Annotated in this window: 16 protein-coding genes and 1 pseudogene; 14 read left to right on the top strand and 3 right to left on the bottom strand. The window is 44.5% G+C overall.

Going from position 1 to position 25792, the window contains the following annotated elements; genetic code table 11:
• Positions 1 to 50: 50 nt before the first annotated feature.
• Positions 51 to 440 (top strand): annotated as a pseudogene (locus NYE48_RS28265) (uracil-DNA glycosylase family protein); the annotation flags it as partial.
• Between the two features lie 703 nt (positions 441 to 1143).
• Here the strand turns inward: NYE48_RS28265 and NYE48_RS22920 are convergent.
• The gene (locus NYE48_RS22920) at positions 1144 to 1371 is read right to left on the bottom strand and encodes an HTH-like domain-containing protein (protein ID WP_341000072.1); all 228 of its coding nucleotides are present in this window, start codon (positions 1369 to 1371) and stop codon (positions 1144 to 1146) included.
• Positions 1372 to 1640: 269 nt separating this feature from the next.
• On the opposite strand from NYE48_RS22920, the gene NYE48_RS22915 reads away from it, so the two are divergent.
• From NYE48_RS22915 to NYE48_RS22900, 4 genes are all read left to right on the top strand, one after another.
• Positions 1641 to 1991: an HIRAN domain-containing protein gene (locus tag NYE48_RS22915; RefSeq protein WP_341000071.1), complete on the top strand. Its 351-nt coding sequence runs from the start codon at positions 1641 to 1643 to the stop codon at positions 1989 to 1991.
• Positions 1992 to 2092: 101 nt separating this feature from the next.
• Positions 2093 to 4981 carry a PD-(D/E)XK nuclease family protein gene (locus tag NYE48_RS22910; protein ID WP_341000070.1) on the top strand — a complete coding sequence of 963 codons (2889 nt, stop codon included), beginning with the start codon at positions 2093 to 2095 and terminating at the stop codon, positions 4979 to 4981.
• The gene (locus tag NYE48_RS22905) at positions 4974 to 8273 is read left to right on the top strand and encodes a UvrD-helicase domain-containing protein (protein ID WP_341000069.1); all 3300 of its coding nucleotides are present in this window, start codon (positions 4974 to 4976) and stop codon (positions 8271 to 8273) included. The genes NYE48_RS22910 and NYE48_RS22905 overlap by 8 nt, the downstream gene beginning before the upstream one ends.
• Positions 8274 to 8462: 189 nt before the next feature.
• Positions 8463 to 9419 carry a helix-turn-helix transcriptional regulator gene (locus NYE48_RS22900; protein ID WP_341000068.1) on the top strand — a complete coding sequence of 319 codons (957 nt, stop codon included), beginning with the start codon at positions 8463 to 8465 and terminating at the stop codon, positions 9417 to 9419.
• A 9-nt stretch (positions 9420 to 9428) separates the two neighbouring features.
• Here the strand turns inward: NYE48_RS22900 and NYE48_RS22895 are convergent, their stop codons facing one another.
• Positions 9429 to 10091, bottom strand: coding sequence for a 3'-5' exonuclease (locus tag NYE48_RS22895; RefSeq protein WP_341000067.1), 663 nt, complete (start codon positions 10089 to 10091; stop codon positions 9429 to 9431).
• A gap of 279 nt (positions 10092 to 10370) precedes the next feature.
• On the opposite strand from NYE48_RS22895, the gene NYE48_RS22890 reads away from it, so the two are divergent.
• The 4 genes from NYE48_RS22890 to NYE48_RS22875 all read left to right on the top strand — a co-directional run bounded on the left by NYE48_RS22890 (position 10371) and on the right by NYE48_RS22875 (position 15468).
• A complete protein-coding gene (locus NYE48_RS22890; RefSeq protein WP_341000066.1) occupies positions 10371 to 12374 on the top strand; it encodes a DUF4145 domain-containing protein in 2004 nt (667 codons plus the stop codon).
• Positions 12375 to 12426: 52 nt separating this feature from the next.
• Positions 12427 to 12687 (top strand): hypothetical protein, encoded by a 261-nt coding sequence (locus tag NYE48_RS22885; RefSeq protein WP_341000065.1) that lies wholly within the window; start codon positions 12427 to 12429, stop codon positions 12685 to 12687.
• A gap of 141 nt (positions 12688 to 12828) precedes the next feature.
• Entirely contained in the window at positions 12829 to 14673 is a 1845-nt protein-coding gene (locus tag NYE48_RS22880; RefSeq protein WP_341000064.1) for a hypothetical protein, read from the top strand.
• Positions 14674 to 14691: 18 nt separating this feature from the next.
• Positions 14692 to 15468: an OmpA family protein gene (locus NYE48_RS22875; protein ID WP_341000063.1), complete on the top strand. Its 777-nt coding sequence runs from the start codon at positions 14692 to 14694 to the stop codon at positions 15466 to 15468.
• Between the two features lie 241 nt (positions 15469 to 15709).
• Here NYE48_RS22875 and NYE48_RS22870 read toward each other — a convergent pair.
• Positions 15710 to 16860 (bottom strand): IS3 family transposase gene (locus NYE48_RS22870; RefSeq protein WP_197070104.1). Its coding sequence is split into 2 segments (ribosomal slippage): positions 15710 to 16605 and positions 16605 to 16860, totalling 1152 coding nucleotides; the frame shifts between segments, so codons are not numbered across the junction.
• A gap of 81 nt (positions 16861 to 16941) precedes the next feature.
• Between NYE48_RS22870 and NYE48_RS22865 the strand changes: the two genes are divergently transcribed.
• The 5 genes from NYE48_RS22865 (at position 16942) to NYE48_RS22845 (ending at position 25786) form a co-directional block, all read left to right on the top strand.
• Complete coding sequence (locus NYE48_RS22865; protein ID WP_341000062.1) at positions 16942 to 17985, top strand: hypothetical protein; 1044 nt, start codon at positions 16942 to 16944, stop codon at positions 17983 to 17985.
• An 8-nt stretch (positions 17986 to 17993) separates the two neighbouring features.
• Positions 17994 to 20744 carry a DEAD/DEAH box helicase gene (locus NYE48_RS22860; protein ID WP_341000061.1) on the top strand — a complete coding sequence of 917 codons (2751 nt, stop codon included), beginning with the start codon at positions 17994 to 17996 and terminating at the stop codon, positions 20742 to 20744.
• Between the two features lie 134 nt (positions 20745 to 20878).
• Positions 20879 to 22180 carry an IS1380 family transposase gene (locus NYE48_RS22855; RefSeq protein WP_120463466.1) on the top strand — a complete coding sequence of 434 codons (1302 nt, stop codon included), beginning with the start codon at positions 20879 to 20881 and terminating at the stop codon, positions 22178 to 22180.
• Positions 22181 to 22451: 271 nt separating this feature from the next.
• Positions 22452 to 24461 (top strand): type I restriction-modification system subunit M, encoded by a 2010-nt coding sequence (locus NYE48_RS22850; protein WP_341000716.1) that lies wholly within the window; start codon positions 22452 to 22454, stop codon positions 24459 to 24461.
• Positions 24458 to 25786 (top strand): restriction endonuclease subunit S, encoded by a 1329-nt coding sequence (locus NYE48_RS22845; protein ID WP_341000060.1) that lies wholly within the window; start codon positions 24458 to 24460, stop codon positions 25784 to 25786. The genes NYE48_RS22850 and NYE48_RS22845 overlap by 4 nt, the downstream gene beginning before the upstream one ends.
• Positions 25787 to 25792 lie beyond the last annotated feature (6 nt).

The raw sequence follows: 25792 nt of genomic DNA, 5'->3' as shown, positions 1-25792 counted from the left end.
TCGATTCTTTGTGTCTACTCTATTGACAGAGGTACACTGATTTATTTTTCACCAATGCTATCTTGTGCATGAAAACAGAAGGCGGACTAGCAGGTAAAGTGAGAGGATCGTGGCTTCGAAATTGCGTGTCCTCATTTCTTAAACCTCTCATTGAGGAGATCGTTCAACCCAAAGTTGTTGTCACATTGGGAGAAAAGGCTACCAAGTCATTATTACGTGAGTATGGTTATAAAGGTATAAACTTCAAAAAATTGGTTGAAAGGGAATCACCGATTATCGTTGGCAGGAATACAGCAGTATTTCCGGTCTTCCACTGCGGCAGTTTAGGACGGAGAAACAGACCTTTTGAACAGCAAAAGTCCGACTGGTTGCGAATCAAGGCATATTTGGAACGGGCAGATGATGGAAGTATGCCTAATTTAATCTCTGTCACAAATTAATCATATGGTAAGGAGGAAGGGCGAAATGAAAATTAACCCTTATGGGAGAAGCAGTCCAATCATTAAAGCGGCTACTAACTGAAGAGAAGATCAGATATTTACTTCAAGGATTGCAGCAGTCGTCTCAGCCAACGAGTCAAAATGATCGAGGCTTTTGGTATAGATTGAACATTAACAGACCGGGAGCACTACAAATTCATATGGGCTAGAAGCATGTCATTGATGCTAGTTTTGGGGTATTTCTACGGAATAAGGTGACTTGCTAGAACTGAAAAAGAGCATATTAGAATTCTTTAAGTACGTTCAAGAAAGCCATATTGAAATTTATAATGAGTTCAGCCTGCAACATGAGTTGGGGATTTTTCTAAGAGAATGTCTCCCCCAATAAAAAGTTCAGTTTGAGCGTAAGGTTCACTAAAACGGCTTGCGTTGTTCTTGTATCTGACAAACCATTTTACCATGGGAAAAATAATAAAGGCATCTACAAATTTTCAGAGAAGAATATGTGGTTTACGGAGATATATACAAACCGACAGGCTCCGGTAAAAATGAAGAATATATTACTTTAGAGGGCAACTATAAGGTTGAATGGAATGACTTAAATGCTCAAAGCAAATTCTATGTTATAGAAATAGAATAACGGTGTAACATCTTGTCGACCCCAAGACCCCATCAGGAATGATGGGGTCTTAATTGTAGAATTCTATTCTTTCGGTATCACAAACTCCGATAAATTTATTCCTTTATTTACTTCCTTAGCATAAGAAGGATTTATACCGGAGAAGCCAACAATCTCCTTAATACTCAGATGGTTAGTAAGAATAACATCCGCATATTTAATTCCAAAGAGATGAATCATGGTCACCTGTCTTCCATGCGGGGCGCGATTATACATATCGCTTAATATTTCTCCTAATTTTCGTACGTCCAATTCAGTCACTCCTATCAGCAATAGTGAATTGTCGAATAATGTATAATTCTAGAACACTAGTATTGAATCCTCTTATACAGCAAAATCCTGACCAGATCTTCACACGACTGGCGTGTGAAGATTTTTTCATTAGAACATGTATTCGCTGACAAACATCTGTTCATTCCGAAATATAGAATAAGATCATCAATGATATTATGAATAATACGAAGTTATATTTCCCGATACATAAAGTATGATTTTCAGTTAGAAGTGGAGAGATGGGATGCATGGAACAGATTTTTGTTGCAATTACCGGTACCTCACACTATTTCGGCTCAAGTTTTTTGAAGCCAGGAATGGTCGTACGGCTCGTTAAAGATCCTGACAATCCGTATGACGAGGAGGCGATCCAGGCGGTTATTTCTCCGATTGGCAAGATCGGTTACGTTGCGAACAGCACGCATACGGTACCAAAAGGATGTCGGAGCGCTGGTCGGATCTATGATTCATTTGAACAACAAGTTTACGGCGTGATCCGGTTTGTTGTGAAGGATCTGGCTATTGTTGAGCTTATGGAAGGAATAGCATCACTCGATATATTTCTCCAAACAGAACATCAATCTTTTCCCTGGAAATGAGGAAAATTGGCGTATTTTGTTTTTTGTTGCGGATTTAGGAAGGGGGCAATGGAAAATTTGGCGAATGTAGGTATATAGAATTACAAGGGAGGAGGATTGGCATGGACCTAATAGATCGATTGTATCAGAAAATAAAAGAAGATCCGCTGTCCCCTAAGATGCTGATTGTCCCGTCCTATTCGCAAGGCCACCAATTGCTAGAGCGAATTTGCGAACGTTTCGGTTCTGTTTTTAATGTGGAAGTTGGGACACTTCAGGGCATGGTGCATGCCAATACGGCATTCGAGCTGTCGCGTCGAAAGATACGTTTTCTTGAGGACGAGGAAGCGTTCTGGGTGATTCGACAGCTAATGCTGCATCAGGCCGAAGCAGATCCGCATAGTTATATTACGCACCAATCAATGCTAAACCCCGGGGTGGTCCGTAAAGTTCATCAGTCCCTCGTTGAATTACGGTTGGCTGGGGTTCGTTCCGGAGACATACATCCGAAGGACTTTTCGAACGAGAGCAAGGGCTTGTATCTCCAACAATTGCTTGATCGTTATGAGGCTTACCTCAAGGAGCAGGCGCTGACGGACTTTGCGGGTTTGGCCGAGTATTGTAGTCCAACTGCGGATAACACAAGATTTTTACTTCTGCAGCCTGCCGGATGGTCGAGAATGGAATGGGATCTAATCGAGAAAATAGCCGGGAGCCAGCTGGACATTATCAATTTCGATGAGCCTTTTTATTCTCATGCAAGATTCTCTAACAATCGACTAATGATGTTTCGCGCCGCTGGAAGTTTAGCTGAAGTTCGCGAAGGGTTTCGCAGAATGATTGCAGAGCCCGAGCCGCTGGATCAGATGGAAATCATGTTGTCGGATTACGAACGATATGCGCCTGTACTTTACTCGCAGGCCGAGGCATCGGGGGTCCCGTGTACCTTCTCCAATGGGCTTCCGATCTCCTACTGTACGGCAGGTAAGGCTGCTCTAGCCATTCTTGCTTGGATTAAGGAAGGGTTCCCCGTGGCTCGCCTTACGGAGATGCTTCGCAGCGGATGCCTGCAAATCGCTGACCAGCAAGCATCCGCCGGGGGTTGGATTCGCCTGCTGGAGCAGAGCGGAATCGGCTGGGGCAGACATCGCTATGCCGGAATACTTGATTCCCGACAACGCATGGGGGACGGTCAGCAGGAGCTTGGAATGAAGCTGCATGAGGTGCTTCAAGGCTGGTTCGACAAGCTTCCGGAAGGAAGCGAGTGGAGGCCCAATCTGTTGCTCGAATGGTTGGGGGATTTTGTTGAGAAGCATGTACCTCTTCATTCGAGCGACGACCAGAACGTAAAAACCGCCATTCAAGCTTGGAGCACACGTCTATCGGGAATCCGAGTTGGGTCCATGACGCCCGAGTGGGCGGTACGATATGTAACTGAAATCTTGAACGGCATACGGATCCGGGTCGGTGCAACACCGAAGCCTGGGGCAGTTCATGTTACTTCCATCCACAACGGCGGCTTTAGCGGAAGATACCGAACATGGATCGTCGGCATGGATGAGCGGGCCTGGAGCATGCCGATCATGCAGGATCCTCTGTTGCTGGATGAAGAGCGGACGGCGGTATCTACACATTTACAACTGGTCCGTGAACAAGCCAAACAAATCAGAAACCTTCGTGATGCACGGTTATCACTCATACGCGGGGAATTGTGGCTTAGTTATACTTCGTACGATCCGGGGGAGCGGGAAGGCCGAAGTCCTGCATTCGAGATGCTGCAAATAATGAGGCTGCAATCTGGGGATGACACGCAGGATTTCAGCGCTTTAGAGAGGGTATTAGGGCAGCCGTACAGCGTAATGGATGTGCTGCATCCGGAAGAACGAAGAAGTACATATGATGAGATCGATGTATGGGCGCAATATCTTCGGGATTCAAGCGGAACAAGAGATGGATGGAAGGCCGTATCACATGCTTATCCGGCTTTGGCGCAGGGATATCTGGCACAGGTGAATCGCCAAGATGAAAGGCTGTCGGTTTATGACGGGTGGCTGAGCACGAACAAAGAGGGTTCGGATGGCATACTGGGGCAACAAGCCATCAGTGTGAGTCAACTGGAGAAATATGCGGCATGCGGACTGCAATACTACTTTTATTCCGTGTTAAGACTGCGTCCTAAAGAAATTCCTGTCTTTGACCGTGCCCGTTGGCTGCAGGCCGATGAACGGGGAACGCTCCTGCATCATATTTACAGGCTGTATTTAGAGGAGGTTACGGAGTTCGGTACGAATCCGCCGCAGCATGACAGACGCAAGCTGCATAGGATTGTAGACCAAGCACTTGATGATGCCGCGAAGTCCATACCGGCTCCCAGCCTGCATATACAGAAGAAGGAATGCGATGAGATCCGGCGCGATGCAGAGGTTTTTTACAGGAAGGAAGAAGGGAAGACCGAACAGCCCTGCTATTTCGAATTGGAGCTAGGTACAGCTGAGGGTGAGCCGATGGAGCTGACATTGCCGGACGGCATGCAAGTGAAATTGAAAGGGTTCGTCGATCGGGTGGACCGCATCGGCCCTCATGAATATCGAATCATTGATTATAAAACAGGCAATATGAAGAAATATGCCTCAGCCGAATATTTCAGCGGAGGAACACAGCTTCAGCATGCCCTGTACTCCATCGCGGTTGAACAGTGGCTTCACGTAACAGGCAAAGATATTGAGGCCAGGGTAACCGAAGCGGAATATGCTTTTCCAACCGTACGGGGAAGAGGAGAGTATATCAGGAGGAAGCAAGACCGCAGGGAGGAATTAGGCGACATCATCTCTAAACTTCTGGATTCCATGAATCAAGGTCTGTTTATTCCAGCTAAAGATGTTAAGACATGTACGTGGTGCAAGTACCAATCCGTGTGCGGCTCGCACGCCGAGTGGATGGGGAATAAACGGGATGCTGCTGTCAATGCAGCTGTACTAGGTTCACTGCGGGAGGTGGAAGGCATTGATTGAATCCAGTTTATTAAACTTGCCGGCGGATCAAGCAGACCGTCATCGAGTCCTTCATGATTTAGATACGACGCTGCTTGTGGAGGCAGGGGCCGGATCGGGTAAAACGACCAGCTTGGTAGGCAGGCTTCTTGCCTTAATTGATCATGGTGTGGAGGCAGAACAAATCGCAGCGATCACATTTACGAATAAAGCTGCCGGGGAGCTCAAGGAACGATTCCGGGTCGCGTTGGAAAACGCTAATCGAACAGCTGAACTCGGTTCAACGAGCCGCCGTCGATATTCGGATGCTCTAAGCAAGCTGGACCTCATGTTTATTGGAACGATCCATTCCTTCTGCGCATTGCTGCTGCGGGAGCGTCCAATTGAAGCAGGGCTGGATCCGTATTTTGAGGAGATGGCCGAAGAAGAGGACAAGCTCTTTCGGGATGCCTGTTGGGATGAGTATATTACGGAATTGAATGAAGCGCAGCTGCGGCTCTTGGACGAGCTATCGTTGCTCGGCGTTGATGTGAATACACTGCGGGATGTTTATGATCGGGTAACCACATTCTCCGATGTCGAGCTGCCTTGTCAAGAACGACTGTATCCAGACTTCGACCGCATTCGGGATACGCTCTTTCCACTGCTTGAGGCGGCAGCGCCGTATATACCATCGACTGAGCCTGACCAAGGATGGGACAAGCTTCAAACGCTTGTACGTACAAATTGTCAAAAACTGCGGCTGATCGACGTGAAGGATGATATGCGCATTCTTGAGATTGCAGAGCAGTTCGAGAGCAAGATCCATGTAACGCAGAAGCGATGGACATCCAAAGAGCAGGCAGCCCAGCTGAAGACCAGATTTATCGATTGGCAGGAAACCGTGTTATTTCCCTTTCTTAAGGAATGGCGAGAATATTTATACCCGAAGCTGATTGCGTTCGTTCGCCCGGCTATTCTCTATTGCCAGGAACGCCGCTTATCTGCAGGACGGTTGAATTTTCAGGACCTGCTCGTAGAAACTGCCAGGCTGCTTCGCGACCATCTTGAAGTTCGGAATTACTTTGCACAAAAATACCAACGGATCCTCGTTGATGAATTTCAGGACACAGATCCGGTGCAAGCTGAGCTTATTTTCCTACTCACAGGCGTTACCGAGTTGGGAATGGAGAATCTGCACTGGAGGCGGCTGAAACCGCGTCCCGGCTCGTTATTTCTGGTGGGAGATCCGAAGCAGTCAATCTATCGTTTTCGCAGGGCAGATATCTCGATTTATAACGAGGTCAAAGCGCGAATCCGCGAGTGCGGGGGTGTGCTTAAATTAACGTCTAATTTCCGTTCCGTTCCATCGATCGGCGAATATATCAACAGTCGGTTTATAGACAAATTTCCTTCTGTTGAGACGGAATATCAAGCAGCGTTCGCGAAGATGGAGATGGACTGGGAGCTCTCGTCCCAAGCAGCAGGGCAAGGTGTATACGTGTTGAACTATCCCAAGATTATCGGGGGAAAAGCAGCGGCTGCCCTGGAAGATGCCAAGCGTATCGCAAGTTATATTTCATGGGCTTGCACCGACGGCAACCTGCAGATCATCCAGAGGGACGGCACAAGCCGGAATGCAGTTCCGGGGGACTTCCTGATTCTCACCAAGACGAAAACATTCATTCATGTCTATGCGGAACAGCTGGACCTAAGCGGTATTCCTGCCGATACTTCCGGAAGTACGGCCGCTTATGAAGAAATGCTGATGCTATGGCAGCTGGTCCGCTGTCTTGAAGACGCCTCCGATCAGCCTGCATTGCTCGCGGTTCTGCGCGGCATGTTATTTGGATTAAGCGACCAGCAGTTGTGGGTCTATAAGCAGGAGGGCAGCCGGATATCCATACACGAATCGATATCGCAGGCAGAACTGAGTGAAAATGCGCAGCCGGTTGGCGCAGCGCTGGCCAGATTGCGCATGTATTCGGAATGGGTCCGTACATTACATGCAGCGGCAGCCTTCAGTCTTATCGTCGAAGATTTAGGGATCATACCGTATGTATCGGCATTGCCCGCTGGTTCGGTACGCGCGGGAACCTTGGTCGGATTGATGCAGCTTGTGCACAGCGATGCGAGGGCTGCTTCAAGCTGGAGTGAACTATGCGGATTGATGGAAAGAGCATGCCAAGGGATGGAAACCTCGAGTCTGTATGTCGGAGGCGATCAAGCCGTCCGTGTGATGAATCTGCATAAAGCCAAAGGGCTGGAGGCGGCTGTCGTCATTCTTGCGGGTCCATGCGAAGAATCCGAACACGAGCCTGCGCAATATATCGATCGGTCTTCTGACCCGGCAGCCGGGTATTTTACGATCCATAAGAAAACAGGGGGATTTCATCCGAAAATAGCTGCGCAGCCTCCCGGTTGGGACGTAATGAGTGAGCGGGAGCGGACATTTGCAAAGGCAGAGAAAGATCGGTTGCTGTATGTAGCAGCCACGCGGCCCAAGCAAATGCTGGTGATCAGTTTATATCCCGAGCAGCCGGCCAAATGCCCTTGGACCCCGCTCGTTGAAGGAATGCCAGAGCTTCCGGAGCTTCAGGTTCCTGAACGCATACAATTGTCAAAAACGGAGTTAACCGAAGGACCGGATATCCTCGGCATTCGGGCTGCTCGTCAGCGCCAATTGGATGATATAAGCCGCCCTACCTATTCGCTGCTGTCGGTAACGGAACAGACCAAGACGCTCCATGACCGTCCGGAATGGTCCTCGGAGGGGAAAGGGATGGCATTCGGCAGCGTTGTCCATCGCACGCTGGAAATGCTCGGCAAGGGATTGGCGGAGTCGGATCTGGATGAGGCCGTACATTGGCTTGCGAGCGAAGAAGGATTGGCAGCAGAGTACATCCCCGAAGCCGCACGGGTTGCGCAAAGCATCCTGGTCAGCGAACTGTGGCAGCGAAGCTTGCGTGCACGCCGCCGGTTATTCGAGCTGCCCCTGTTACTTAGGAAGAACGCCGCGGAGCTTAAGTCATTCAACAACATGGCAATGGAAGACATAAAGCTCGAAGCGGCCCCGGCTTCGGCAATCGGGGATGATGCTGTGAAGCATGCTTATTTGCGAGGCGTCATCGATTTTCTGTTCGAAGAAGAAGACGGCTGGGTCATAGTTGACTTCAAGACCGATCACGTCGAGGAGGGTGCTCTGGAGACGTTCGTTAATTTTTATCGTCCTCAGGTCCTTGTCTACGCTTCGGAATGGGAACGCACCTTTGGCTTCAAAGTGAAAGAAGCAGGGCTATATTTTGCAGGGATCGGGCGATATGTAGTGCTGTGACACTAGCTCCATCGTGCTAGCAACTTCGTAATTCTTCCCGGTCTTACATAATACTGCGGGCGAGTTGCGTAGGACTCTAAGTTCGCTATTTGATTTGGGGAGGCTTTTTTAGTTCTATGGAAGGATATGGGCGGATATTGTCGAAGTGTGTATTTACCATAAATGAATAGATAACAGGAGAATTGAACTATGTCCGATAAGTTGTTCAGATGGTTCAAAATTATTTATGCCATCCAAGCAAGGCCGGGGATCAGCGCCAAGGAATTGGCGGAACGATGTGAAGCGGAGGAAAGAACGATATACCGGGATTTACGTTCACTAGACCTCGTAGCGCCGATTACCAACGAAGGGTACGGTAAAGGCTACACGTTCGCCGGGGATTTTGCCATGTTTCCATTCAATTGGACGCAGCAGGAGGCGTTGGTCTTCTCCATGCTCCCTTCCTTTGTCGACCAGAGCAATATGCCGCCGGGATTCGACACGGCGTATGACAAGGTTATGGCCGCTCATTTTCGGCAGAAGAAGCGGGATCGGGAAATTCTGAAACATGTCACGGATATTATCCAGATGGGGTCTCCCGCATATCGGGAGGATGCTCCCAACTATCTATATCAAGTCATTCAGGCCATTGTGGAAGAAAAGACGATCACCGTTGTATATCATACGCAGAGCCGGAACCAACAAACGGAACGGGAGATCGATCCGTACTACCTCGTCCCGAGGGACCAACGATTCTATCTGATTGGGTATTGCCATCAGGCGAAGGATATTCGGACCTTTCGTCTGAGCCGTTTCCGCTCTATGGAGATGACCAGCCGCACTTTCGAGCGCGGGGACTTTAACCTGAAGAATTATATGAAGAACACCTGGTCGATTGAACGCGGCGAGGAACAAATCCATTTCAAAGTGAAATTCTCGCCGGATGTCGCACGATACATCAAGGAAGAGGAGATGTTCGTCAGACCAAGAATGAAGGACTTGCCGGACGGCAGTTTGTTGTTCGAGGTTACCTTGAATCACGACCGGGAGTTTATAAACTGGGTAAGTCAGTACGGGCCGGATGCTGAAATTCTGGCTCCGCTATCTTACCGGGAACGAATGAAGGAACGGCTTGAACGATGGCGCAAGCTGTATGAGGGGGAATAAGGAACGGCACTATTGCGCCATTCCCAGCATTTCCGCCAGTTTACTGAATGGGCGGTTCTCCTCCGAGCCTGTGGAATATACCATTTCCGAGACGCACAGTTGATCTTCTGCGGCATTATTCGTAACCAACTGGATGTTAGGGAAGATCGAAAGAAAGACTTTGGCGGTGTTATAGGCATCATCGGTGGCTCGATGCGGCTCTCCGATGAATGGGAGCTGCAACAGGTCTAGCGCCCGTTTCAATCCGATCCTCTGTCGATGATCCGATTGGTGAAGTCGAGTAAACGCCAGCTGAAGATCGTTATAATTTTGCAGCCAATCCAAGGAGATCTGATGATACCGGCAATGCTGGATGAACTGATATTTATCGTCCATACCCCACGCGCATAAATAATAGGGCGCTTCGCCGATCCACTCTTGAAAAGCCTTTAGCGCTTCGGGAAAAGACGGTGCTTGATCGACTTGATCCTGTGTAATCCCCGTAAACGGCGTCGTTTCCGGTGTTAATTTGTACTGTCTCGAAGGCTTTACATAGGAATGAAACACATCGGTCATGACCAGTGTTCCTTCTTGCTCGGTCATTTTAATCGCACCGATTTCGATGATGTCGGCAAGATGTTGATATTTACGAACCACCATGAATTCAAGATCGAAGATGATATAAGTTGGCATTGGAATGCTCCTCTCTGCATTGGTTGTTACTAGTTTAGCAGGGAGGAGTGGCTGGAGTTGTCAGGGAATGGGTGTTCGGGGATGGAGAAAAAGCAAAATAAATTTTATAGGAACATATGTTTTGTGACAGAAAGGGTACGGAAGATTGGGTTATCATCTAGGAGTTAGCAGGGACCGAATCGGTGGTTACTTTTCTGATGAAAAATAAAAACAATGCGGATAACGGAAGTAAAAATCAATCTGTTATTCAGGATGGGAATTAAAGGAAGTGCAATATCAATGTCATCAATTTTTACCTTTTTAGGTGAGGTTAATGAACCATTAGCAGCGTTGGTTATCCAAGCTGAAGCAGATATATGGTCAAACCCGCGTGCAACACTCATTCAAGGCAGATTATTTAGTGAAGAACTAGCCGCTACAGTTTCAAAGATGGAGAAAGTAGAACCAGTTTATGCAATAAAACCAAATGAACGAATGCAACTACTTGTTCGTAGAGGTATTGTTTCAGAAGAAATTAAAGAAAGTTTTGAGTGGCTTCGCCGAAATGGAAATATAGCGGCTCATGATGTAAAACCGATCCCCAGGGATCTGGCACTAACCGCACATCGTCATTTATTTACGCTTGCTCAATGGTTTGTAGAATCTTACGGTCCACTAGATATTAGTACGCCAGTTTACTCGATGCCAGTGATAACGTCAGAACGCGAGTCAGAAGGCAGTGAGCTGAACCCCAGTGTAAGTGACCAACTGGAGCAGTTGTTGAGCGCTCAATTGGAAGCCAAGATATTACCCGCCTTAACGGAGCAATTCAAACAGTTGCAGGATACAATTACCCAGGTAACTGTCGCTAATGCAATTGATTCACAGAGGAATACTCATGATCCAAGCATGGGTTCAAAGGAAGGCAACAGCGAAATAGACATCTCCTTATCAGGGTCGAATAAAGTAACCGATTACCGTGCGGATCGCAGTTCAATTGAAGTGAGGGAGTATCTGAAGGAGAAGGGAATGACAATTGTTGACAAGCGAAAACATGGTGGGGCCATGTGGATTGTTGGCGGTTGGGAACTAAAAGAAGAGTTGTTAGCACTTAAAGAACAAAAAATCTATTTCAAGTTTGCCAAGAACGGAAGCCAATCCACAAAAAGAAAACCTGCCTGGTTTATGATGGGCAAGGATCCCACTGAGTTACGTTGGATTACACTGGAGAATGAAAGCTTACCTCTGATTGAACCAGCTCAACATATGGTTCCGACTAATCTTCCTACGGCCGTTAATGCTTTTACAAATTTAGGGGACTCAGAAACAGTGATGAGCAAGTCGGATTTATTAGGATCAACAGATGATCAAATTATAGAACCTACGGTGGAGCCTATTGTAACCACTGAAGAGTCTAGACTCGGAACAGAAATACGCAAGTCGTTTTTGAATAAGGAATTGGTATTTCCGCAATCTATGGCTGACATGAAACTTGATGATATTAATATCAATGGCTGTGGAGCTTTGTTAGCGTATCTTAAAGAAAAATGCAGGGCTACTACAATTCAAGAGATTCCTGAAGATTTACCGAATTTAGCGAACCAGATCAATGGTGTTGGTCCTAAAGGCATTGAACGCTTTGTCAAACAGCTAGAAGAAGCAATTACTGCAGAAAAGAGACTAATTGGTTCAGGAAAACGTAAAGAGCAGGCTGTGATGGCTTATCGACGCCTTAAGAAACGACTTGGTCGACGTCCTTCATATTTGGAGATTTATCAACAGGGGGGGATAGATAGTCAAGAGTATCGTCTCTTGTTCGATTCTTATTATAATTTTTTACTTGAAGCCAAAGAACTGGACAAAACAGAATCGGCAGTCGCCAAACGTTATTCTGGCTGGATAGTTGAAATCGAAAACACAATTATCCGTAAAAGCTATAAGATGGTACTGCTGCTTGCAATGCTTGACCGGGGTATTCATGATTGGAAGCGTCCTATTACTCCTGAAGAAGCAGCTCCATTTTTCTATGAATATTATATGAGTATTCCTAAAAGAAAGGAGATTGACTTCTCAGATAATGAAACTCGAAAGCTCTGGGATGCTCCGTTAGAACGGACCGCGCAGCTTATCGCAAGAATGCCTATGACACATCTTGCAAAAAGCGCTAAAAGACTCGTTAGATATACAGAAGAGGGCTTTAGCATTGGATTTCAAATCAGGGAGTCCGACAATCTAACGTTATATGAATGGACTCGAGAGATTTGTGAGTATCGGTTGATGGAGTATTTTGAAAGGAAAGTATAAGAATTCTCGATAGATCATGTTGCAATAGAAAAAATGAAATGGGTGAATCTTTTTGGAAAGTTTAATTGAGGTATTACTGGAGATCCGAAATGGAATCTATGCTATGAACGCTAATATTGAAGAACTAAAGAACTCTGTCGAAGAACTTAAAGGAAATGGATTATATAATTCTATTACTGATGTTTGTGACAAGTTGGATTCAATGTCAGAGGACATCGTGGGGAACGGGCTATTTAACTCTCTGTCCGATGTTTATAATAAGCTCGATGAAATTTCTTCAACATTAGATTCTATCGATGCAAACACCATGTGATCAATCTCAAAATATGGATAATAAGGGAGCGAAGTAAATCTCAACACATTTTTGAGCCTTCTTGGGGTTCATTTTTTATAAGAGAATCCTCGCTTTGTGATTTGTGAATAAACAAGTAAGTATACCTGAGGAGGAAGAGGAATGAATGCCTCATTAACAGGCCCTATTTTTGCTGCACTTATTGTTTTATTATTCATTGGGCTGTTATTTCGCCAAATCCAAAAGACTAGGGAATCAAATAGAGATGCTGCTAATATAAGGAACATACTGAAAGAGCTGCAGAATGAGATGGATATACCTGAGCGTTTTAACAAAATGAATGATTGGATACTTCAACGAGAAGGCGAGTATCTCAAGAAATTTGTGCGACCAGGATGGGATGCCTTTTATAGGAAATATATACATCAGGAAAATGGAATGAGGATCCCTGATGTTTACGATTATATTCAAGAAGAAAAGTTAGTGAACGACTTCGGTAAGAGGAGATTTGTTGAACTAGTTCCGGGAATGTTTCTTTCGATAGGTATACTTGGAACCTTTTGGGGAATTGCTTCAGGTGTTCAGGGCCTTGATCCAAATGGCGATTCAGAGGCAATGAAGTCAGGGATTGGCATTTTACTTCATGGAATGCAGACTAAATTTATTTCTTCAATGGTTGGTATTTTTGCTTCTTTAATATGGCAAGCCATTGATAAAAATATCGTTCTACCCAAATTGCAATCCGCTTTTCTCGATATCCGTGAATCATTTGACGAGGCATTTCCTACTCAAGACCAAAATAGCCTTCTTCAACAAATGCTAGAAAATCAAAAAAGTCAAATGAACGACTTTCAAATTTTTATGTCTGAGCAATTAATTCCGCAGATGATAACAGGCTTTAACGATACTTTAAAGCAGTCATTATTACCACCAATGGAACAGACTCAAGTGTTGATGAATGAATTAATTACAAGTGCCAGTGTAAACCAGATGGATGGAGTGAAGCAACTGACCGCTGAGGTTATGAATTCTTTGAATGAGCTCACGGGTGAGCAAATGAAGAATCTAAGCGAATCAATAAATAAAACCGTAGAATGGCAAGAGCGAGTTCATGAAGAAATGAGTAACTTGGTCGAATCTATGCAGCAATCTGCGCGGAATCAATCCGAAATGGTTGAAAAAACGACAGTTTTGACACAAGAAATTCATCAATATACTGACAACATTACGGATTATCAGAAGGTTCTTGAAGGTACCGTATCTCAGTTAAATGATACTACATCTAAGAACAGCGAGCTTCAGTCTGTCGTGAGCGGTCTACTGGACCGAATGGTTGAGGAACGTAATGTCTTTAATCAATATTTCGACGAGCATCTTGCTAAATTACAAAGTAATGTGGAATCCATCATCATACAGACCGAATATCAGGTGAAAGTGCAGACCTTACTGGAACAGAATCTAGAACGAATTACGGACATGGCTGATAGTCAACAAGTTCTGGCCACATCGTTATCAGATCAGGCCGTTCTCTCTAAAAAGTCCAGTGAAGAGCTTGGCCATTTAGTAGAACAATTTGAGAATAACGCCACTCTTTTTACGGAACTTCAAGGCCGAGTGGGAGGTATGCTAGAACAGTCATTGGAAGAGCAGAGTCGCTTAGATAAGCTCATTGAGAAAGTGAACTTTGAGTTGGTGGATCAAGTCGAAGCTATGGATGAACGAACGGAAAAGATGATCTCGGTATGGGAAGAGAACAGCCAGTTAATGAAGGACTTAAACAGACAATTGAGTACCTCCATCAATCAGTTTGCAGATGATATGCATCGTGGGATCATGCGTACCTTTGAACAATTTGATGAGGAGTTAACAAAGTCTGTGAACCTATTAACCAGAGGCGTTGACTCCATGCGGGATGGTCTCGTAGAAATGCCGGAAGTCATTCAAGAGTTAAAACAGTCAGTTAATGAAATCAATAGACTGGCCAAGCGTGCCACATTAAATACATAAGGTAAGGAGGGTTAAAATGTGGCACGTGGAAGTCGTAATTTAGGACGGTCAAAGGGCCTAATAGGTGAGGAAAAAGAAAGTTCATGGATATCTTATACAGACCTAATGTCTGCTTTGTTGATTATTTTTGCTCTGGTAATCATGGTGACCATGTATGATACACAAAATGCTTATGAACAGCAAAAGAAAGCAATGGATGAGGCTACTGAGGCTATTAAGCAAAAAGAGGAGGCCATCGCCCAAAATAATAAGCTCATCGAGGATGTTATTGGAGTCAAATCTAAAATTATTGAGGAACTCATGATTGCATTCAAAGATTCGAATCTGGACCTCCAAATCGATAAGCAAACAGGGGCGATCCGTTTTTCGGGCGGCGTGTTCTTTGATAAAAATAGTAGTACAGTATCTGCAAAGGGCGTTGATTATCTTGAGGATTTTATTCCGAAATATATCGAGATCTTAATGTCAGATCAATTTCGAGATGAGATAGCTCAGATTATCGTAGAAGGTCACACGGATAGTGATGGCGGATATCTATATAATCTTCAATTATCGCAGGATCGTGCGCTAGCCGTGGCTCAGCAAGTCTTTGCACCTAATTTCCCTAAGTTTAAATACCAGGAGGAGCTTAAGACGGTTATTACAGCCAACGGTCGATCATTTAGTGTTCCGATCCTTGATAAAAATGGGGAGATGGACCCGGACAAATCAAGGCGTGTGGAATTTAAATTTCGATTGAAAGACGAGCAGTTACTAGAGAAGCTTCAGGGAATGATGGTGGATGATGGACGATAAGACATATATATTTACTTTTTCGTTTCGACCACAGAAGTTATCCCAAGCCAGACAGGATATAGAGAATAAGTATGGGGATATAGATAAGCTTACAGCCTCGCAATTGAGCGCGGTACGATTACCCAAATTATTGGAACTCATACGTCAAACGCCCGAGGATGAAATAGAACAACTTGCACACACTCTTAAGAAAAGAGATGTGTACCTCTGTCAATAGAGTAGACACAAAGAATCGAGAAAATTATGCGGCAGATCGGTACATACGTTCGTACTCATTGGGCGTAGAATACCCAATCGCAGAATGGATTCGTTTTCCATTGTAGAAGCAGGTAATATATTCAAAAATGCGTTTCTTGGCTTGCTTGCGTGTTTTGAACTTCTCCAAGTAGACAAGTTCTTTCTTGAGCACACTGTGAAACGATTCGATACACGCATTATCGTAGCAGTTCCCTTTGCGGCTCATACTGCCTTTCATCCTGTAGGTGCGCAGCCGCGCCTGGTAGTCATGGGAAGCGTACTGGCTGCCGCGATCCGAGTGATGCAGAACCTCTCCGCGCGGTCGCTGCTGGCTGTGGGCGCGGTCCAGCGCCGTTAACACGAGTTCTTTCGTCATTCGCTCATCCATGTGAAATCCAACGATTTTACGACTGTACAGGTCCATGATGCTTGCCAGGTATAGCCACCCCTCATCGGTCGGGATATACGTAATATCAGCCACCCAGGCCTCGTTCGGAGCGGATGGATTAAACTCGCGGTTCAACACGTTGTCTTGAACAGGCAGGTTGTGCTTCGAGTTGGTTGTGGCCTTGTATTTCTTCACCGTGCGAGAACGTAAACCTAGCTCCTTCATGATCCGAGCGACTGTTTTCTCGGACACTCGTAGGCCCTGCTTGTGCAGTTCTTTTGCTACTTTGGGGCTTCCATATAATCGACGGGATTCCAGAAAGATACGACGGATCCGCCGCTCCAGCTTGCGACGTCGCTTTTCACGTTTGCTGGCTTTTCGCTGGGTCCATTTGTAATAGCCGCTTCGGGATACTTCAAAGGCTTCGCACATCTTCGAGACGCGGCACTTGAAGCGATGATCGTGGATGAAGGCATAGATCAGCGCCGGTCTTTGGCGAAGTAGTGCATCGCCTTTTTTAAGATGTCGTTCTCCTCTTCCAGATCACGAAGGCGTTTCTGAAGATCTCTCATTGCTTTATCGTCGGCTTTCAGTTGCCCACTGCCTGGAAAGGCCTGTGCGCCGTCTTTCTTGTATTCCGCCATCCAACGATACAGGGTGTTGTCGCTGATCCCCAGTTCGCGGGCGACCTGCGCTACCGCCTTTCCTTCTTCCTGGATCATCTGAATCGTTTGCAGTTTAAATTCTTTATCGTATTTTTTCGTCATGGTAGCACCTCGAATTTGGATAGATTCATTTTACCCGATTCTCGGTTCTCCATGTCTACTTTTTAGTCTAGCAGCAATGTAATGGTTTTGGTCTATGAGTATCCATTCAATCAGGAATCCTACAGCGTTCAGAAGAAAATCAATTTAGTTTTATATCATCACTATTCTCCATCTATCGGTTCCATGATATGGGGGGGATTTCAAGGGGAATATAACAACGTATATATCCAGGATTTATTGCGTCGATTTTATTCAAAAGACGGAACTAGTTTCTTGTATTCCGAGTATGAAGAGGAAAAACTTACGAAACAGCTAATGCCAGTGTTTATGAACAAAAATGGTATCGCACAAGGCTTGGCCGAACTCATGGCTAATGAAAAGATGAAATCCATCGAGTTTATGAGAATGGTGAAAATCAAGCCCGAATCTGAACTTGAAGATTATCTTGTGTTCCAGACATTGCAACGAAGCCTACACCAAGATGAAATAATTAGTCGAGATGGAGAAACTTTCGTTGTTCGAATGCTTGAAAAATATCCGATGCAATCCTATCAAGAGCTTATGAAAATTTATCTGGAGGCCAGAAATCATGAACAATTTCACGCTCGGATTATGGAACAAGCGATCAGGAGACTTCATGACCCTAGAGAACGTGATGAGGACTGGGCTTTCTTAACTGAGGAAGGTCGTGAGGAGGTCAATCGTTGGCTTATTGTAGCTAGGCTGAAAACGATTAATGATGAATATAGAAGATTTGAATTCTGGAAAAGGTATCTCTTGGACATTCAGGACGTCAGTCAATTAGATGGGGAAAACGACCCTGCTGTGTTGTTTATTTATTTCAAAGAATTTGTGGTCGTGGAGTTTGGAGAAATAGGAGCCGCTTATTTCTATCATAAAAAAGGGTTTAATAAGTTCATATTGAGTCGAATTACGGGAACAGAGTTTAGAAGAAAAGGAAAAGCAGCCAAAGAAAAGGCATTGAAAGATACAGAGAAAATCAAAAGAGGAGAGCCTCTGTATATAACTTCTTTGGGACATTACGGTGCCTTTGAGACTTGGACAGAAAAATTCAGAAAACATATAAGCGAGTTCATGTATGGACATTATGATTACTCGGAGTGACAAATAGAATGAGTTGGTGGAACAGATTATCTAAACGAACAAAAGAACCTGAATATAAACCTATACAATGGGAGTTTATAAAAGATCAAAGAGGATTACTCGTTCATCTATTTCAAGGCCAAGATAATATCCCTATCAGCCTCCCGTTAAATATGTCTGTAGCAGAAATTCGGCATCAGCCCAATGTAGAAACATTAGAGCTCTTAGAGTCGATGTGGTATGAAGAATTGCTGAAGGAGACAGATGACGGATATTTACTTCCTTATGACTTGCTTATTGAAGCTCCTCCGGAAGTCCGAGAGCAATTTGAACTACCCGAGACAACGAGTCTTGAGTTGGAGCTCGGACATGTGGGGATCATTGGTGGGTCTAATTTCAAATTATTTCTCGAAAAGCACTGGGGTAACCGGAAACATATAGAGAGAACAGCGAGACAAATTGGTCCTTGGATCCGACTTCCTGATCGTACATGGCTCCTAATGGAACCAGAGCAGTATCAATTTGAACAATTAGTTAACCAACAGCCGAACGTCCTTGATAAGGACCAGATTTTTGCGTATGTAGCCAAGATTCGTTCTCAAGCTAGAAAACTAAATATACCCATGGATGATTATCTTTCGAAGCAAGATTTCAAGTTCGCAAATGATGTGGATATTGATCTGAAGTATGATTCGGACCAAATTGAACTGATACCTAAATATCGATCGAGTGATCCTATTCCCCAAGAAATTCTTGATGAAATGGGGGGGGCTGGGAGCCGATATTACTCCCACCCTGTACATGGTAAAATTTTTGTTTCAACTGATGTCGTGACCAAGTCTGATGAAATTCGAAAACAGGATCCCATCCGTGGCCAAGACATTCCTCGTTTCGCTGAGAATCCGGAAGCCTTTCTACCCGAAATTGAGGGTTTGGATTTATCTATGTTCGGGGAAAGAGTCAAATCATTAGGGATACGAGTATATAAAGCCCAGCCCTATGTCCATGCGAATGATAGGGGACGTGGTTGGTTTGAGCTCCATGCAGGGGTTCATATCATGGATTCTGAGGGCGAAGTTAATCAGACATTCGATGCAAGTGGGCTAGAGGAAGTATTCAGGGAGGCAACTACAAACGGGGAAGAATATGTCGAACATAATGGGGAATGGATTAGAATCCCCCATGATATCAGCGCTTTCCAAGAAGCCGTAACTCAGATGGAACAGATATGGGGGGATAACGCGCGAGTAGATGTTACCAAGCTTCCATATGTACTTGAAATATTCGAGAATATTAGCCAACTGGAGTATAACCAGCCTATTCTAACCGTGCATCAGGAGATGTTGGATAACGGTATTTTGGATCGCAAGCCACCGGCAAGTTTTGGCGCCAGCCTCAAGCCTTTTCAGGAGGAAGGTTACGTATGGATGAAGTCCCTTCATTATCGTAAACTGGGTGGGTTATTGGCAGACGATATGGGATTGGGGAAAACCATTCAGGTTGTCTCCTTTCTTACATACTTGCATGAAATAGGAAAGTTAACTCCAACATTAATCGTTGTGCCGAAATCTCTGATCGAAAACTGGGTTGCTGAAATTCATAAATTTGCATCCCCGATTGCTCATCTGATTCATGTCCATAGTGGCGGGAATCGTGTTAAAGATCCAGAAATTCTTCAGAAATATGCCATAACTCTTACAACTTATCAAACATTGGTGCGAGATCAACTGGCATTTGGGCAAGTCGAATGGCAGACCATTATTTGCGATGAAGCTCAAGCGATTAAGAACCCAACTACTGCTGCAAGCAAGGTTATTAAGGCCATGAATGCAAAATTTAGAGTTGCGATGACTGGAACTCCGGTGGAGAACGGGCTAAGCGAGCTCTGGTCTATTATGGATTATGTTCAACCTGGTTTGCTGGGGAGCTTGCATGAATTTAAAAGAGAATTTATGGATAAGCTCGAAGCTGAAGAACGGGATCATGAAACAGAGCAAAAACTGCTGGCTCGAATATCAATGGTTTACAAACGCAGAACAAAGTCCGAGGAGCTGGCGGGACAATTGCCTGCCAAGCTATCTGTAGAAATTCCTGTTCCTTTAGGATCTGAACAACAGCAAGCATATGCTGCCGTTATTTCACAAGTTAAAATGAAAACATTGTCTGGTTTGCAAGCCATACAGCAGCTTAGAGAGCTATGCTCTCACCCAGCCTTGGTGAATGAGTCATATCGGAACCTGCCTATCCAGTCCGTTCCAAAATTGGCCAAAACACTGGATCTAATTAGAGAAATTCAGTCAAAAGGCGAGAAAGTCCTAATATTTACAGAGCTTAGACATATGCAAGAGATTCTGCGGGATGCTATTCGTGATCAATTCAATATTAATCCACAGATTATTAACGGCGTGACGGAAAGAAGACAGAGTTACATCGATCAATTTAACAATCGTCCAGGGTTTGATGTGATGATTCTCTCTCCTAAGGCAGCCGGTACTGGACTGACGATAACATCGGCTAACCATGTCATTCATTACACGCGATGGTGGAACCCAGCGGTGGAGAATCAGGCAACGGATCGTGTGTATCGAATTGGACAGAACAAACCTGTTCAAGTATATTATCCGATCGTAACAGCTGAAAAGTCATTCCTGACCTCTGGCACAGTTGAAGAAATTGTCCACCGCATATTAACTGAGAAACAGGAGCTTGCTTCGTCCATTATTGTGTCTAGCCGGAAACTGGAGATTGAGAACGAGGTTTTGGAGAGCGTGTTTAAATAGAGATTTTTACATCATTTAAATTAAACCTGAATTTCGAAAGTAACATCGTCTGAAAAACAAGAAAAGGGCTCCAATTCTTTGGTAGAATGGTGTTTGTCCAGAACATCACCTACAAAGAAAGGAGCACCTTTTAGATGAAGTCTACCACACCCGTCAGCAAAATCAAGACCGAATTTACCTTGCAAAACGCCTCAAATGTTGGAGGAAGCAAAATCTTTCTGGAATATCTCGAAAAAATCAAGCTCGGTAAGGCTTTGCAGAATTTAAATTGTACCAAGCAAGGCAATTCCCTGTTCCCTGTTTTCCGCATCCTGCTCTATCTCATTGTCGGCTGGATACTCGGATGCGAACGCCTCTTTCATTTCCGCAGGCTGCAACATGACGCGCTCATCCGGCGGTTTCTCGGCGGGCGCTGTCCGCATCACACCCTGCTGTATAAGGAACTGGATCGACTCAGCAAGACCCGCCCAACCTTAACGCTGGATTTGCGAAAGCTGAATCAGCAGATTATTGCACCCTGTCTGCCTTCTGAACTCATCGTGGACCTAGACTCCACGGTAGAAACGGTATACGGTCACCAAGAGGGGGCGGCAGTCGGCACGAATCCCCACAAACCCGGACGTAAAAGTTACCATCCGCTGATGGCGTTTGAGGGCCAGTCGCGCCTGTGCCTGAATGCAGTACTGCGTGCTGGGAATACGCACGCTTCCACCGATGCAGCCGCCTTCCTCCGTCAGATCTTTGAGTTGCTTGGTGACCGTCCGGTAAAGTACGCCCGGTTTGACAAGGGATTTGGCGGCGAAGACTTCTACAGCCTATGGGAAGCCAAGCGAATCGGGTATGTCGGGAAATTGAAATGGACGCAGCGACTTCAGGCCGAAGTAGGGCGATGCCGCTACTGGAAGCGGTTTGTCGATGAGGATTGGGTCATCGAGGGGATCACCCTGATCTACCAAGCCACCTCATGGAAGAAACCGCGCCGCGTTGTGGTGATTCGTAAAGCGCAGGTGTTTGACGGCGATCAAGCTCGGCTTCTCCTCGATACGGACTGGCATTACGAAGCGATCGTCACCAATCTCGAGTGGGAGCCGATCGACCTTTGGCGCTTTTACAACCAGCGTTGCTGCATGGAGAACTATATCAAAGAAGCCAAACGCGGCTTTTCCATCGATCGAATCGCTACCGGTGACTTTACCGCTAATGAAATCGACCTGCTCATCAAGCTGCTCGCCTACAATCTCTACGAGAGATTCAAGCGAGACTGTTGCGAACCGGTCCATCAAGGGTATACGATTGCCCGGTTCCGTCTAGAGTTTTTCCACTGTGCAGCTACGATGATTCAGCATAGCCGACAAGTCGTTCTGAAACTGGCTAAAGATTTCGCGAACCGCTGCGCCTGGCAACGTATCGCCGCCAAAGTCGCTGCCTTAGAATGACGTTTACCACAAATTAACATGGAAACCGTTTAGCCCTGTCTTATGGGGAGGGGGAAAGACTACCCTCTTTTCAGAATCGTCGCGTAATCCACTGGGTATTTCCCTGTTTATTACAGTTGTTGCCTACTAATCCTGCTACAAACTGGCCACCATTATGGGCTTTCGAAATTCAGGTTAAATATTTCAACAAGGGAAGACTTCCACAAAAGAAGAGATACCGGTAAACTTAGAAGGTATACTAGCATTGTTTTGCCATAAGAGGAGATGCATGATGATTAACTTTCAGGATAAAGTCAGTTTTATTTGGTCTATAGCTGAGGTCTTACGTGGCCCATACAAACCTGAGGATTATGGAAAGGTCATTTTACCCTTAGCCGTATTGCGTCGGTTTGATTGCGTACTGGAAAGCACGAAAGAGGAAGTACTAGAGAATTTCGAAAAATTTAAAGCAATGAATGAAGACGCGCGCGAACCGATCTTGAACCGTATTGCCAAGCAGAACTTCCATAATACAAGTAAATATAACTTTGCCAACTTGCTAACTGACGCGGATAACATTGCAGATAACTTGCGTGATTATATTAATGGCTTTTCCAAAACAGCCCGAGATATCATGGATCATTTTGATTTCGACCGTCAGATCGACAAGATGGATCAGAACGACTTGTTGTACCTAACCATTAAACGGTTCAGCGAATTGGATTTGCATCCTGAAGTGGTTACTAACGTTGAGATGGGGTACATTTTTGAGGAATTAATCCGCCGCTTCTCGGAGCATGCGGAAGCAGGGGATCACTACACCCCTCGTGAAGTGGTACGGCTTATGGTTAGCTTACTTTTCCTTCATGATGACGACATTCTAACCAAACATGGAATAACTCAGACATTATACGACTGTGCTGCGGGTACAGGCGGCATGGGGTCTGTTGCACAAGAATACTTACATGAGCTAAACCCTACAGCTGATCTTGAATTTTTTGCCCAAGAAATTAATGGTGAGTCCTACGCGATCTGTAAAGCAGATATTCTGATTAAAGGCGCCGATGCGAAAAATATTCGCCTAGGTAATACCCTATCGAACGATCAGTTCAAGGGGGAGAAGTTCGACTATCTTATTACGAACCCTCCATACGGTGTAGACTGGAAATCGTACGAGAAACCGATTAAAGCAGAGCATGAAGAGCTTGGTTATAACGGACGATTCGGCCCTGGAACTCCGCGTACAAGCGATGGGCAGCTCCTGTTTTTGCTTCACTTAATTTCGAAAATGAAACCAGTAACACCGGAAAATCCGCAGGGTTCACGGCTTGCCATTATCATGAACGGTTCTCCTTTATTTACAGGGGATGCAGGTTCAGGCGAAAGTGAGATCCGCCGTTATGTGCTTGAGAACGACTTGGTAGAAGGAATTGTAGCAATGCCAAATGACCTATTCTACAACACCGGTATTGCAACTTATATTTGGATTTTGACAAACAATAAGTCTGCTAATCGTAAAGGAAAAGTACAACTGGTAAACGCAGTTGATTTCTCCAGGAAAATGAAAAAAAGCTTGGGGAGTAAGCGGAACGAGATTTCTCAAGAGCAAATTGATGAGATTGTTCGTATGTATGGTGACTTTAAAGAAAGTGAGTATGTCAAAATCTTCGATAATGAAGACTTTGGTTATCACAAGATTACAGTAGAACGCCCGCTTCGTCTGAATTTCGTAATTTCAGAAGAGCGTATTCAGCGAATTCAAGAAGAAAAAGCCTTCCAGAACCTTGCTACATCCAAGAAAAAAGGAGAGAGTGGATTAGCTGAGATCGAAGCGGGCAAGTCGCAGCAAGACAAAATAATAGAGACATTACGTAGTATGACCAGTGAACAAGTGTATAAAAATCGGGATGAGTTTACCAAGATCCTGAAAGAGGCTGTTAAACAAGCTGATTTAACTGTAGCAGCACCTCTATTAAAAGCTGTTTTGAATGCTCTGTCTGAGAAGGATGAAACTGCGGATATTTGTATGAAAAATAAAACTGAAGCCGAACCAGATGTTGATTTACGAGATACTGAAAATGTGCCGCTTAAAGAAGATATCAGTAAGTATTTCGAGAGAGAAGTTCTTCCGCATGTACCTGATGCATGGATTGATGAATCGAAGACAAAGGTTGGGTATGAGATTCCATTCACACAACAATTTTATAAATTTACAGCACTACGGAGTTCAGAAGAAATTATGTTTGAAATTAAAGAGCTTGAGGTGGGTATTGCTGAGCAGTTAAAGAAGGTGTTCGGATGAATAATCAGGTATTAAAACAATCCAATGTTAAGTGGTTAGATAAAATTCCGGCTTCATGGACTACTATTAAGATTAAATGGCTTACTAGCGTTAAGCGAGGTGCATCTCCTAGACCTATTGACGATCCTAAATATTTTGATGAAAATGGAGAATACGCATGGGTACGTATTGCAGATGTTACGAAAGCCAAAATGTACTTGAAGAATACACAACAGAGAATGTCAAAACTAGGTAGTTCATTGAGTGTTAAGAGAGAACCAGGTGACTTATTTTTAAGTATTGCTGGGACAGTAGGAAAACCGTGCATTACTCACATTAAATGCTGTATCCATGATGGTTTTGTATATTTTCCAGATTTTAAAGGGGATACAAGATATTTATATTATATTTTTGATTCAGGCGAGCCCTATAAAGGGTTGGGGAAAATGGGGACACAGTTAAATTTAAATACTGATACTGTTGGTTCTATCGAATTACCTAATATTCCCTTATACTTGCAAACACTAATAAGTGATTACTTAGATAAAAAAACAGGTCAAGTAAACAATCTGATTGAACAAAAAGAAAAATTAATAGGTCTACTAGAAGAAAGACGCCAATCCATAATCACAGAAGCAGTAACAAAAGGATTAAACCCAAATGTAAAAATGAAAGATTCAGGTGTGGAATGGATTGGTGATATACCTGAGCAATGGGGTATCCATAAAATAAAACATGTAGCAGAAATCACGTCTAGCAATGTTGATAAAAAAAGTATTGAAGGAGAATCTGATGTACTCCTTTGTAATTATGTTGATGTTTACTATAATGATGAAATTACTGGAAGAATTGAATTTATGAAAGCTACTGCAAAACCAGAGCAAATTGAGAAATTTACTTTGAAACGAAACGATGTATTAATCACCAAAGATTCTGAAGCTCCGAATGATATAGCGATTCCAACATGGGTTGCAGAGGATTTAAATAATGTAGTATGTGGGTATCATTTATCCTTAATAAGACCTGATCCCACGATAATAGAGGGTAAATACTTATATTATGCATTTAGAAGTGATTCTATACGTGAACAATTTTATTCAAGGGCTAATGGTGTTACTAGATTTGGGTTGCCTAAGGAAGCAATTAAAAATGGATTAGTTCCTCTTCCCCCCTTAAATGAGCAAAATGAAATAATTGCGTATTTAAATGAAGTTAATCTAACTACAATTTCACTTGTGAACAAAATAAACTTACAAATCCAAAAATTAAAAGAATACCGCCAATCCCTCATCTACGAAGCAGTTACAGGCAAGATCGATGTGCGTGACTTTGAAGTCGTTTCATAATGGAGG

The sequence above is a fragment of the Paenibacillus sp. FSL M7-1455 genome, from assembly GCF_038004655.1.
Lineage (GTDB): Bacteria > Bacillota > Bacilli > Paenibacillales > Paenibacillaceae > Paenibacillus_AQ > Paenibacillus_AQ cookii.
This window is presented reverse-complemented; position numbering and strand designations above follow the sequence as displayed.

Bases quoted from the DNA above. Each gene is read 5' to 3' on its own strand.
- NYE48_RS22915 (WP_341000071.1), top strand. From the start codon at position 1,641: ATGGAACAGATTTTTGTTGCAATTACCGGTACCTCACACTATTTCGGC.
- NYE48_RS22910 (WP_341000070.1), top strand. From the start codon at position 2,093: ATGGACCTAATAGATCGATTGTATCAGAAAATAAAAGAAGATCCGCTG.
- NYE48_RS22900 (WP_341000068.1), top strand. From the start codon at position 8,463: ATGTCCGATAAGTTGTTCAGATGGTTCAAAATTATTTATGCCATCCAA.
- NYE48_RS22895 (WP_341000067.1), bottom strand. From the start codon at position 10,091: ATGCCAACTTATATCATCTTCGATCTTGAATTCATGGTGGTTCGTAAA.
- NYE48_RS22890 (WP_341000066.1), top strand. From the start codon at position 10,371: ATGTCATCAATTTTTACCTTTTTAGGTGAGGTTAATGAACCATTAGCA.
- NYE48_RS22880 (WP_341000064.1), top strand. From the start codon at position 12,829: ATGAATGCCTCATTAACAGGCCCTATTTTTGCTGCACTTATTGTTTTA.
- NYE48_RS22865 (WP_341000062.1), top strand. From the start codon at position 16,942: ATGGTTTTGGTCTATGAGTATCCATTCAATCAGGAATCCTACAGCGTT.
- NYE48_RS22860 (WP_341000061.1), top strand. From the start codon at position 17,994: ATGAGTTGGTGGAACAGATTATCTAAACGAACAAAAGAACCTGAATAT.
- NYE48_RS22855 (WP_120463466.1), top strand. From the start codon at position 20,879: ATGAAGTCTACCACACCCGTCAGCAAAATCAAGACCGAATTTACCTTG.
- NYE48_RS22850 (WP_341000716.1), top strand. From the start codon at position 22,452: ATGATTAACTTTCAGGATAAAGTCAGTTTTATTTGGTCTATAGCTGAG.
- NYE48_RS22845 (WP_341000060.1), top strand. From the start codon at position 24,458: ATGAATAATCAGGTATTAAAACAATCCAATGTTAAGTGGTTAGATAAA.